The sequence below is a fragment of the Desulfosporosinus burensis genome, assembly GCF_054657535.1.
Window position 1 is genome coordinate 1 of the sequence record NZ_BAAHYN010000110.1, and the last position, 280, is coordinate 280.

The 280-nt window shown below is 39.6% G+C and carries 1 protein-coding gene; it reads left to right on the forward strand.

The window, feature by feature from the left end:
- On the forward strand, window positions 1–280 hold a 280-nt coding region (locus tag ACYQ3Q_RS28620), incomplete at both ends, for an SLAC1 family transporter (RefSeq protein WP_459931764.1).

Consider the following 280-nt stretch of genomic DNA (forward strand, 5'->3'; position numbering starts at 1 on the left):
TGGCATTTACATTTACAAAAAACTTTGGTACCAACTGGTTTACGACTGTTATGGGGATTGGGATTGTCTCGTTTTTAACTTATACCTTCCCTTTGGCCCTACCTTGGCAACATCAAATTGGCAGCATACTTTTTATTCTGCTTAATGTTGTTTTCCTTATTTCCATATTACTTTGGTTAATGCGCTGGATTTTGCATACTGATTGTGCGATTGATGATTTCCGCCATCCATCACGCGCCATATTTTATGGTGCTCTAGCTATGGCTATCAATGTCGTCGG